Origin of the sequence: Streptomyces silaceus (assembly GCF_001419745.1) — a bacterium.
Classification (GTDB): Bacteria; Actinomycetota; Actinomycetes; order Streptomycetales; family Streptomycetaceae; genus Streptomyces; species Streptomyces silaceus.
The window spans coordinates 1-11039 of record NZ_LIRJ01000235.1; the positions used below are offsets into that span (position 1 = coordinate 1).

General features: G+C 68.5%; 7 protein-coding genes. All 7 read right to left on the reverse strand.

The genetic code is table 11. From position 1 onward, the window contains the following. Nucleotides 1–109: 109 nt before the first annotated feature. The 7 genes from AOK22_RS22235 to AOK22_RS22265 all read right to left on the reverse strand — a co-directional run bounded on the left by AOK22_RS22235 (nucleotide 110) and on the right by AOK22_RS22265 (nucleotide 10816). Nucleotides 110–1273, reverse strand: a complete 1164-nt coding sequence (locus tag AOK22_RS22235) for an ABC transporter ATP-binding protein (protein WP_055700470.1) — start codon at nucleotides 1271–1273, stop codon at nucleotides 110–112. Continuing rightward, nucleotides 1266–2318: an ABC transporter ATP-binding protein gene (locus AOK22_RS22240; RefSeq protein ID WP_425264049.1), complete on the reverse strand. Its 1053-nt coding sequence runs from the start codon at nucleotides 2316–2318 to the stop codon at nucleotides 1266–1268. Before AOK22_RS22240 ends, AOK22_RS22235 begins: the two co-directional genes overlap by 8 nt. Before the next feature lie 20 nt (nucleotides 2319–2338). After that, entirely contained in the window at nucleotides 2339–3301 is a 963-nt protein-coding gene (locus AOK22_RS22245) for an ABC transporter permease subunit (RefSeq protein ID WP_055700472.1), read from the reverse strand. Then, complete coding sequence (locus tag AOK22_RS22250) at nucleotides 3294–4223, reverse strand: ABC transporter permease (protein WP_055700473.1); 930 nt, start codon at nucleotides 4221–4223, stop codon at nucleotides 3294–3296. Before AOK22_RS22250 ends, AOK22_RS22245 begins: the two co-directional genes overlap by 8 nt. 81 nt (nucleotides 4224–4304) lie before the next feature. After that, nucleotides 4305–5930, reverse strand: coding sequence for a peptide ABC transporter substrate-binding protein (locus AOK22_RS22255; RefSeq protein ID WP_055700474.1), 1626 nt, complete (start codon nucleotides 5928–5930; stop codon nucleotides 4305–4307). 498 nt (nucleotides 5931–6428) lie between these two features. Next, on the reverse strand, nucleotides 6429–8336 hold the full coding sequence (gene typA, locus AOK22_RS22260) for a translational GTPase TypA (protein WP_055700475.1): 1908 nt from the start codon (nucleotides 8334–8336) through the stop codon (nucleotides 6429–6431). Between the two features lie 245 nt (nucleotides 8337–8581). After that, nucleotides 8582–10816, reverse strand: a complete 2235-nt coding sequence (locus AOK22_RS22265; protein WP_055700476.1) for an ABC transporter family substrate-binding protein — start codon at nucleotides 10814–10816, stop codon at nucleotides 8582–8584. Between the last annotated feature and the right edge of the window lie 223 nt (nucleotides 10817–11039).

Consider the following 11039-nt stretch of genomic DNA (forward strand, 5'->3'; position numbering starts at 1 on the left):
GCGCGTGTCCGGGAGCGGCGCGTGTCCGGGAGCGGCGCCTCGGAACACCGAGGGGCGCCCGGGACCCTGTGGTCCCGGACGCCCCTCGGTCACGCGTCACGTGCGGCCGTCAGCCGACCAGCACCGCCTTCTCCTCGGCGAAGTGGCACGCGGACTCGTGCGCGGCGGGCGTGTTCTTGCCCGCGAAGCGCTCGGGCACCGCGAGGACGGGGGTCTCCGTCGCGCACTTGTCCTGCGCCTTCCAGCAGCGGGTGCGGAAGCGGCAGCCGGAGGGCGGGTTGGCCGGGGAGGGGACATCTCCGGTGAGGATGATGCGCTCCCGGCCCTCACGGGCCTCCGGGTCCGGGACCGGCACCGCGGAGAGCAGCGCCTGCGTGTACGGGTGCGTCGGGTGGTCGTAGATCTGCTCGTCCGAGCCGATCTCCGCCATCTTCCCGAGGTACATCACGCCCACGCGGTCCGAGATGTGCCGGACGATCGACAGGTCGTGCGCGATGAAGATGTAGGACAGGTTGAACTCGTCCTGGAGCTTCTCCATCAGGTTGATGACCTGGGCCTGGACGGAGACGTCCAGGGCCGAGACCGGCTCGTCGCAGATGATGATCTCGGGGTTGAGCGCCAGGCCGCGGGCGATGCCGATGCGCTGGCGCTGTCCGCCCGAGAACTGGTGCGGATAGCGGTTGATGTACTCGGGGTTGAGGCCGACCACGTCCAGGAGCTCCTGGACCTTCTGGCGCCGCGAACCCTTCGGGGCCACCTCGGGGTGGATCTCGAAGGGCTCCCCGATGATGTCGCCCACCGTCATACGGGGGTTCAGGGACGTGTAGGGGTCCTGGAACACCATCTGGATGTTGCGGCGGACCGCCTTCAGCGCGCGGCCGGACAGCTTGGTGATGTCCTGGCCCTTGTAGAAGACCTCGCCGGCGGTGGCCCGCTCCAGCGTCATGAGGAGCTTGGCGACCGTGGACTTGCCACAGCCGGACTCGCCCACGATGCCGAGCGTCTCGCCCTGGTACAGGTCGAAGGAGACACCGTCGACCGCCTTGACCGCACCGATCTGCTTCTTGATCAGGATTCCCTGGGTGAGAGGGAAGTGCTTGACCAGGTTGCGGACCTGGAGGATCGGTTCGCCGCGCTCGACCGGCGCCTCGATGGCCGCGACGGCCTCCTCGGCGGTGGCCGCGTCGACCGTCTCCACCTCGGAGACGTTCGGCGTGGCGTCGGCGGGCTCGTCCGCCTTCGAGAGCTTCGAAGCCTTCGTCGGCTCAGCCATGGATCGTCTCCTTCCAGAAGTGGCACGCGCTGCCGCGGCCCGGCAGCTCCGCGCCGTCCTGCTCGGTCACCGGCACCAGGGCCGGGATCTCCGTGCGGCAGATGTCCTGCGCCTTGGGGCAGCGCGGGTTGAACGCGCAACCGCCGGGGATCTTGAGCAGGTTGGGCGGCAGGCCCTTGATCGCGTAGAGCTCCTGGCCCTTCTGGTCGAGGCGCGGGATGGAGTCCAGCAGGCCCCGGGTGTACGGGTGCGCGGGGCGCTTGTAGAGCTCGTGCACCGGAGCCGTCTCGACGATCCGGCCCGCGTACATGACCGCGATCTTGTCCGCGACGTCGGCGACGACGCCGAGGTCGTGGGTGATCAGGATCAGACCCATGTTGTACTCGCGCTGGAGCTCGGCGAGCAGATCCATGACCTGGGCCTGGACCGTCACGTCGAGCGCCGTGGTGGGCTCGTCCGCGATGATCAGGTCCGGCTCCAGGGCGAGTGCCATCGCGATCATGATGCGCTGGCGCATACCGCCGGAGAACTGGTGCGGGTAGTCGTTCACCCGCTCCTTGGCGGCCGGGATCTTGACCTTCTCCATCAGTTCGATGGCCTTGGCCTTGGCCTGCTTGCGGTTGAGCCCCTCGTGCACCCGGAACATCTCGCCGAGCTGGTAGCCCACCGAGAGCACCGGGTTGAGGGAGCTCAGCGCGTCCTGGAAGATCATCGCGATCTTGCGGCCGCGGATCTTCCTGCGCTCCTCGTTGGACATCTTGAGCATGTCCTGGCCGCGGAAGAGGATCTCGCCCTGCGGGATCTTCCCGGGCGGCATGTCGAGGATGCCCATGATCGCCTGGGCGGTCACGGACTTGCCGGAGCCCGACTCACCGAGGACGGCGAGCGTCTCGCCCGCGTCCACGCTGTAGTTGACGCCGTTGACGGCCTTGACCACGCCGTCGCGGGTGTGGAACTCGACGTGGAGGTCCTTCACGTCCAGGAGGCGGCCGCTCTTCTCCTCGCCCGAGCGGGGGGCGGGGATCGAGTCTTCCTTGATGTCGATGCTGGTCACGTACGCCTCCCTCAGCGCAGCTTCGGGTCGAGGGCTTCGCGTACGGCGTCACCCATCATGATGAACGCCAACACCGTGATGCTCAGCATTCCTGCCGGGAAGAACAGCGTGTGCGGGTTGTTCCGGATGTCCTGCGTGGCGTCCGAGATGTCGCCGCCCCACGAGATGGCGTCGTCGGCGAGGCCGAGACCCAGGTAGGACAGCGTCGACTCGGCCACGATGTACGTGCCGAGCGAGATGGTCGCCACGACGATCACCGGAGCGAGCGCGTTCGGCAGGATGTGGCGGAACAGGATCCGCTTGGTCCCGGCGCCGAGCGCGCGTGCCGCCACCACGTAGTCGGCGTGCTTGGTCGTGATGACCGCGCCGCGCATCACGCGGGCGATCTGCGTCCAGCCGAGGAAGGCCAGCGCGCCCATGACCACCCACACGGTGCGGTTGGTGAAGGCGTTCAGGACGACCATCGCGCCGAGCAGGAACGGAATGCCGAAGAACACGTCGATGAGACGCGAGATCAGGCTGTCCCAGAACCCGCCGAAGTAGCCGGCGAGCATGCCGCACAGGCCGCCGAAGACGGTGACCAGGACGGTCACGCCGACACCGACCATGATGGAGTTGCGGGCGCCGTACATGACACGCGCGTAGATGCTGCGGCCCGTCCTGTCGTACCCGAACCAGTCCGCCTGGAAGAAGTGCGTCAGTTCGGGCTTGCCCAGGAAGTGCTTGGCCTGGTCGCCCGTGTTCGGGTCGACGTCGGTGAACAGGCCCGGGAAGGCCGCCACGACGAGCAGGACCAGGATCAGCGCCGCGGAGATCACGAAGAGCGGGTTGCGCCGCAGTTCGCGCCACGCGTCGCCCCAGAGGCTGCGCGGCTTGCCGCCCGACTTCGGCGCCGAGACCGGGCTTCCGGCCACGACTTCGTCCTGGGCGGCGACGGCTTCGTCCGTGCTTGAGGTCTTGGTGAGGTCAGGCATAACGGATCCTCGGGTCCAGGACCGCGTAGAGCAGGTCGACGAGCAGGCTGGCGAGGAGGTACACGAGCACCAGGACGGTCACGATGCCGACGATGACCGCGCCCTCACGACGGGCCAGCGCCTGGAAGAGCAGGTTGCCGACGCCCGTCACGTTGAAGATGCCCTCGGTGATGACCGCGCCACCCATCAGGGCGCCGATGTCCGTGCCCAGGTAGGTGACCACCGGGATCAGCGAGTTGCGCAGCAGGTGCCGGGTGATGATGCGCTGGCGCGGCAGGCCCTTGGCGACCGCGGTGCGCATGTAGTCGGCCTGCCGGTTCTCCGCGATGGAGGTCCGGGTCAGGCGCGCCACATAGGCGAGGCCGACCATGCCGAGCACCAGGGCGGGCACGAGCAGCTGGCCCATGTCCTCGGAGTCCTGGACCGTGGGTGTGATCCACCCGAGCTCGTTGCCGAAGAACAGCTGGCAGAGCAGACCGACCACGAAGATCGGGACGGAGATCACCAGGAGGGTGAAGAGCGTGACCGTGTTGTCGACGAAACGGCCGCGCCGGATGCCCGCGAGGACACCGAGGGTGATGCCGACGATGAGCTCGAACGTCCAGGCCATGGAGGCCAGTCGGATCGAGACCGGGAACGCCTGGGTGATCTCGTCCAGGACCGGCCGGTTGCCGGCGATGGTGTTGCCGAAGTCTCCCTGCAGCAGCCCGCCCATGTAGTGCAGGTACTGCTGCCAGAGCGGCAGATCAAGACCACGGTCGTGCCGGATCTGCGCGACCTGCGCGGGGTCCGGCGGCTTGTCGCCCCACAGCGCCCTTACGGGGTCGCCGGGGAGGACATTGACCATGATGAAGATCAGCAGTGTTGTCCCGATGAAGACCGGGATCATCTGGAGCAGTCGTCGCGCGACGTAGCGCCCCATTGGTGCCTCCGTCCAATCCGGAGCCGTCCGAAGCGACGCCCGGGATCGCCGGGCGTCGCTTCGGGAACGGACTTCCGTCGACTACTTCTCGAAGACCTGGACGTCCGTCAGGACCGGGTCGCCGGCCTGATCGAACTTCATGTTCTTCACGTTCGTCGAGTAGCCGGAGGTGATCTTGTTGTACCAGAGCGGGATGCCCGGGAACGTCTTGGCGAGCTCCTTCTCGGCCTCCTGGTACAGCTTGGCCGAGTCGTCGATCGTCTTGGCCGCGTCGGCCTTCTTGGTCAGCTCGTCGAACTTCTTGTCCGAGAACTCGCCCTTGTTGCCGTCGACGCCGGTGCCGTAGAGGTCGGCGAGGAAGTTGCCGTTGAACGGGTAGTCGAGCACCCAGCCGGACCGGTACATGGCCTTGACCTGGCGCTTGTCACGCACCTCGGTGTCGGCCTGGAAGTCGGTCTTCGGGTCGCCGACGCACTTGACGCCGGTGTTCTTCTGGATGTCGTTGCAGACGGCCGTGACCCAGCCCTTGTGCGGCTGGTCGGCGTTGTACTGGATCGAGATCTTGTTGCCCGGAACGCCGCCGCCGTCCTTGACGAACTGCTTGGCCTTCTTCGGGTCGAACTTGCAGTACTCGCCACAGGCGTCCGCCTGGTAGCCCTTCACGCCCTTGGCGACCCAGCCGGTGGCCGGCTCACGGGTGCCCGAGAAGGTGGTCTTGGCGATGGTCTCGCGGTCGATCGCCATCGACAGGCCCTGGATGACCTTCACGTCGACGTCCTTGAACGTCTTGCTGTAGAAGGCCGGGTTGACCGTGTTGATCGCCGAGTAGTCGGACGTGATCGCGCGGTCGCCGAAGTCCTGCTTGTAGTTGGCGAGCTCGCTGTCCGGGATCTGCGGCATCGTGTCGACGTTGTTCGAGCGCAGGTCGTTGTAGGCGGCCTGCGGCGTCGTGTACGCCTTGAAGTTGATGCCGCCGTTCTTGGGCTTGTTGGCACCCTTGTAGTCGGCCCAGGCGCTGACCTGGATCGACTTCTTGTGGTCCCAGCTCTTGAACTTGTAGGGACCGTTGCCGACCGGGGCCTCGCCGTACTTCTTCGGGTCCTTCAGCGCGGCCGAGGGCATCGGATAGAACGGCGTGTAGACGAGCTTGTACGCGTAGTACGGGATGCCCGAGTTCAGCGTGATGGTGAAGGTGTTCTCGTCGACGACCTTCAGGCCGGACATGGTGTCCTTCTTGGCCTTGCCCTTGGCCGGGTGCACCTGGTCATAGCCGACGATGTCGCGGTACCAGGCGCTGTTCTGCTGGCCGTTCTCGGGGTTCGCGGCCCAGTTCCAGGCGTCCACGTACGACTTGGCGGTGACGGCCTCGCCGTTGTGGAACTTCCAGCCCGGCTTCAGCTTGACGGTCCACACCTTGTTCGCCTTGTCGGGCGTGACCGACTCGGCGTTCTCGTAGGTGATGTTGCCCTGCTCGTCGTAGTGGACCAGGCCCGTGAAGAGCGAGTCGATGACGACGCTGCCGTACGCCTCCATGGTGTTGGCCGGCTGCAGAGGGTTCTGCGGCTCACCGTTGGCGTAACTGACGATCCCCTTGGGGTCGACCTTGCCGCTGCCCTTGCTGTCGCCGTCGCCGCCGCCACAAGCGGTGGCAGTCAGCGCCACAACACCGGCTATCGCGACCCACTTGGCGCTCTTGGCACCACGCATGGGGTTCCTCCTCATGAGTCCACTTGTTCACTACGAGAGGGGGTACGTGAAACCGCGCCGACACCCCTGACGGCGAAGATCGAGTACCCCAGTGTGCTCGTGAGTCGGCGCTCCCCACAGCGCGTGACCCATTGACCCGAGCTATACGCGGTCAACTATTAGCCATGAGGTACCGGTCGACCACACCCTTTTGGTCTCGGTTCAATCACACCTGCCACGTACAACTTCCAAAATCCGGACAAACCGATCCGAGATAGATGGTTGCGAAACGGACGTGTTACCCATCTAACGGTCAGTGACGTCCGCATATCGGACACTCCGCGCTCGAAAACCGGTTGCCGGGAGCGACTCGGAGGACAGTGGCCACACCGTACCCGCCAGGGGAAACACGAGAGGCCGACTTCCGCGCACTCCGTCGGGGAGGGGCGGAAATCGGCCTCGTGAGCGGCTGTGTGCCGCCAAACGCCTACATCAGGGCGTCAGTTGTGCTGGGGGACCTCAGCTGTGCTTGGCGCGCGACGCGGAGCGGCCACGCTCCTTCTGGTCCAGGACGACCTTGCGGATGCGCACGGCCTCCGGGGTCACCTCGACGCACTCGTCGTCGCGGCAGAACTCCAGGGACTGCTCCAGGGAGAGCTTGCGCGGCGGCACGATCGCCTCGAACGAGTCGGCCGACGAGGACCGCATGTTCGTGAGCTTCTTCTCCTTGGTGATGTTCACGTCCATGTCGTCGGAGCGCGAGTTCTCACCGACGATCATGCCCTCGTACACCTCGGTGCCGGGGTCCGTGAAGAGCACGCCGCGCTCCTGGAGGTTCGTCATCGCGAAGGCGGTGACGGCGCCCGAGCGGTCGGCGACCAGCGAACCGTTGTTACGGGTCGTCAGCGTGCCGAACCACGGCTCGTGGCCCTCGTGGATGGAGTGGGCGATGCCCGTGCCGCGGGTGTTCGTCAGGAACTCCGTACGGAAGCCGATGAGGCCGCGCGAGGGCACCACGAACTCCATGCGGACCCAGCCCGAGCCGTGGTTGGACATGTTGTCCATGCGGCCCTTGCGGACGCCCATGAGCTGCGTGACGGCGCCCATGTGCTCCTCGGGCACGTCGATGGTCATGCGCTCGACGGGCTCGTGCGTCTTGCCGTCGACCTCCTTGGTGACCACCTGCGGCTTGCCGATGGTCATCTCGAAGCCCTCGCGGCGCATCTGCTCGACGAGGATGGCCAGCGCCAGCTCACCGCGGCCCTGCACCTCCCAGGCGTCGGGGCGCTCGGTGTCCAGGACGCGCAGCGAGACGTTACCGATCAGCTCGCGGTCCAGGCGGTCCTTGACCTGGCGGGCGGTGACCTTGCGGTCCTTGACGGCCGCCTTGGCGTCCGCGCCCTTGCCGGTGCCACCGCGGCCGACCAGCGGCGAGGTGTTCGTACCGATGGTCATGGAGATCGCCGGCTCGTCGACCGTGATCAGCGGCAGCGCGACCGGGTTCTCCGGGTCGGCGAGGGTCTCGCCGATCATGATGTCCGGGATGCCGGCGACGGCGCAGATGTCACCGGGGCCCGCGACCTCGGCGGGCTTGCGGGTGAGCGCCTCGGTCATCATCAGCTCGGTGATGCGGACGTTCGCGACGGAGCCGTCGCGCTTCATCCAGGCCACGGTCTGGCCCTTGCGCAGCTCGCCCTGCTCGACGCGGAGCAGCGCGATGCGGCCGAGGAAGTTGTCCGCGTCGAGGTTGGTGACGTGCGCCTGGAGGGGGGCCTCCTCGTCGAACGTCGGGGCCGGGACGTGCTCCAGGATCGTGGAGAAGAACGGCTCCAGGTTGGTGGAGTCCGCCGGGACCGTGCCGTCCTCCGGCTTGGTCAGCGAGGCGATGCCGTCACGGCCGCAGGCGTAGACGATCGGGAACTCGATCTGCTCCTCGTCCGCGTCCAGGTCCAGGAAGAGGTCGTACGTCTCGTTGACGACCTCGTCGATGCGGGAGTCCGGGCGGTCCGTCTTGTTGATGCACAGGATGACGGGCATCCGGGCCTGCAGCGCCTTGCGGAGCACGAAGCGCGTCTGCGGCAGCGGGCCCTCGGAGGCGTCGACCAGCAGGACGACCGCGTCCACCATCGACAGACCGCGCTCGACCTCGCCACCGAAGTCGGCGTGACCGGGGGTGTCGATGATGTTGATCGTGATCGGGTCCCCGCCGTCCTTGGGGTGATACTTCACCGCCGTGTTCTTGGCGAGGATCGTGATGCCCTTCTCACGCTCCAGGTCGTTCGAGTCCATGACGCGGTCGTCGACGGACTCCAGCTGGTGCGCGGCGAAGGCGCCGGCCTGCTTGAGCATGGCGTCGACGATGGTCGTCTTGCCATGGTCGACGTGAGCGACGATGGCGACGTTGCGGATGTCGTGGCGCGTGGCCATAGTGCGGCGTACTCCTGGAGTGAGTGGACGGTCGCGCGTACACCTGAGGTACGCGGACCCTGCCGGGCTGGACACGCCACGGCCTCACCCCAGTCTACGTGTCCGTCGCGGAGGCAGCCTCCGCGGGGGCTGCGCGGGGGTGCGGAAAGCTTGGGGAATTCCGGGGAAACAGCAGGTCAATGGGTGGAGACGAGCTTGCCCGCCGGGGTGGCCGGCGGGCAAGGGAGTTGAGCTGAATCTGAGCGTCAGCCCGCCGACGGCGAGCCGGACGGCCTGGCCTCGGGCTTCAGGAAGCCGATGTCCTCGAAGTCCGGCGCCTGGAACCCGAAGGCCCCGGCGTTGGCGAGGTTCGGGCGGGCCGCCATCAGCTGGGGCCGCTGGTAGAGGGGAATCGATCCGGCTTCGGCCCAGATGCGGGCGTCCGCCTTCCTGACCAGGGAGCGGGAGGCGTCCTCGTCCAGCTCGCCGACCGCCTGGTCGAACAGCTGGTCGATGTGGTCGGTGCCGACGCGCGTGTAGTTCTGCTCGACGTTCAGCGAGCCGTCCGCGGCCGGGACCGGCTTGGCGAAGATCGGGCGGGCGTCGGTGGCCGGGAAGGCCGAGGCGGGCCAGGAGTACAGCGCCAGGTCGTACTGACCGGAGGCGATGTGGTCCTTGAAGTAGCTGTCGTCGGAGACCTTCGCCGTCTCCGTGCGCACCCCGATCCGCTCCAGCATCCGCGAGATCCGGTCGGCGACCGCGCGCAGCGGCTCCGAGCCGTCCCCGGAGGGCAGCACGAAGCGCAGCGTCAGCGGCTTGCCGTCCTTGGCGAGCGGGCCGGACGCGGCGGCCGGGGCGGCGGTGCCCTTGGGGGCGTACGCGCCGGGGGCGCCGCCCCTGGCCTGGTCGGCCGGCTCCTTCTTCTTCTCCTTGTCGGCCTCGCGGGGCAGCCCGAGCACGTCGGCCTGGCGGTTCAGCGCGGCCCGCTGGTAGGCGGCCGCGGGCGCCGGGGCGAGCACCGAGGTGCCGCTATCGCCGGGCTTGCCGTCGTCCTCGCCCACGATGTAGGTGCCGTCGCCCGACTCCTCCTCGGACTCCGACCCGGCCTTCTTGGCGTCGTCGGCCTCGGCGCCCGCCGTCTTGGCCTTCTTCTCCTTCAGCGGGGAGCCCGGCGCCCAGCCGGCGTCCGCGAGCAGCGCCCGCGCCTCGGCGGTGTCCTGCCGGCCCAGGGCCCCGCTGTTGTCGGCGTACGCCTGCTGCCCGGCGAGGGCGAGGTGGCTGCCGACCGGCTCGGCGGGCAGGCCGAGCGGCTTGAGGACGGTCTTGGCCAGCTCGCCCCGGTCCAGCGCGCGGGCCACCGCGCGGCGCACGCGGTCGTCGGCGAGCGGCCCCTCGGAGCCGTTGAGGGCGAGCTGGGTGTAGGCGGGCTCCAGGGACTTGCGCACGACGTAGCCGCGCAGGCCCGCCTGCTCCTTCGCGTACTTCTTGACCGCCTTGCGGGTCTTGGCGCGGGCCTCGACCTCCTCCTCGGCGGCCTCCTCGTCGGAGCCGTGGGCGATCGCCCAGGAGCGCAGCGCCTTGCCGGGGGTGAGCCCGGAGCCGGGGCCGTGGGCCAGCGGGCCCTGGGCGCCCTTGTCGCGGGCGGCCAGGGTGATGCGGCCCGCCTCCGCCGAGTCGATCTCCGCCAGGTCGACGGTGCCCTTGGCGATGGCCTCGGCCCGCTCCTCGCGGGGCACCTCGCGCAGCACGAGCTTGTCGAGCTTGGCCGGGCGGCCCCACCAGCGCGGGCTGCGCTCCAGCGTGACGTCGCCCGCCTTGCGGTCGACGCCGGCGAGCGCGAAGGGGCCCGCGGTGACCTTCAGCTTGCGGCGCGCGCCGTCGTTGAAGGAGTCGGGGGTGCCCATGACCTGCTTGGGGTACAGCGGCGAGAACAGCGAGCGCCAGTCCGCGTAGGGCTTGGCGAAGGTGACCCGCACCTCCAGGTTGTTCGCGCCGCGCTCGATCTTCTCGATCCGGTCGTAGCCGGCGTTCCGCGCGGTCCAGTACGCGGTGTCCTTGCCGGACAGGGCACGCCACTGCGCGGCGAAGTCGTCGGCGCCGATCTCGCGGCCGTCGCTCCACACCGCCTGCTGGTTGAGCTTGTAGAGGACGACCTGCTGGGGCTCGCGCTCGACGACCTTCGCCGACTCCAGGAAGTCGGGGTTGCGCTGCGTCCTGCCCTGGGCGTCCAGGCGGAACAGCGACGGCAGGACGGCGCCCGCGACGCGCGCGGTGCCGGCGTCGGCGTCCGACTGGAACGTGTTGAGGGTCTCGGGCAGCGCGTCGACCGCCCAGTTCAGGGTTCCCCCGTCGGCGACCAGGTCCCGGGCGGCGGGCGCGACGTCCTGCCCGGCGGTGGGCCGGCCGGCCTCGTCGTTCGAGCTGCATCCGGCGAGGGCGGGCAGAGCCAGCACCCCCGTCGCGAGGAACACGACAGATCTGACTCTGACGTGGTGGGACATGGCTGGTACCTCCGGGGTCCGGGGCTCGCCCGGCCGCCCGCTACCAGGATCGGGCCGGGTTTGATCACGTTTGGCGGTATATGGAGCTGATCACATCTATCGCCCCACCCAAGGCGACGGGACGCGACGCGCGGCGGAGGCGCGGCGTGGGGGCGCGCAGATCCCACTCGTGCGGCCCAATGGGGCCGGGGAGGCGGGCGGAGGCGTCCGGAGAGGGTGGGCG

Excerpts from the sequence above, each read along its gene's own strand:
- AOK22_RS22235 (WP_055700470.1), bottom strand. The coding sequence starts at position 1,273 with ATGGCTGAGCCGACGAAGGCTTCGAAGCTCTCGAAGGCGGACGAGCCC.
- AOK22_RS22245 (WP_055700472.1), bottom strand. The coding sequence starts at position 3,301 with ATGCCTGACCTCACCAAGACCTCAAGCACGGACGAAGCCGTCGCCGCC.
- AOK22_RS22250 (WP_055700473.1), bottom strand. The coding sequence starts at position 4,223 with ATGGGGCGCTACGTCGCGCGACGACTGCTCCAGATGATCCCGGTCTTC.
- AOK22_RS22255 (WP_055700474.1), bottom strand. The coding sequence starts at position 5,930 with ATGCGTGGTGCCAAGAGCGCCAAGTGGGTCGCGATAGCCGGTGTTGTG.
- typA (WP_055700475.1), bottom strand. The coding sequence starts at position 8,336 with ATGGCCACGCGCCACGACATCCGCAACGTCGCCATCGTCGCTCACGTC.
- AOK22_RS22265 (WP_055700476.1), bottom strand. The coding sequence starts at position 10,816 with ATGTCCCACCACGTCAGAGTCAGATCTGTCGTGTTCCTCGCGACGGGG.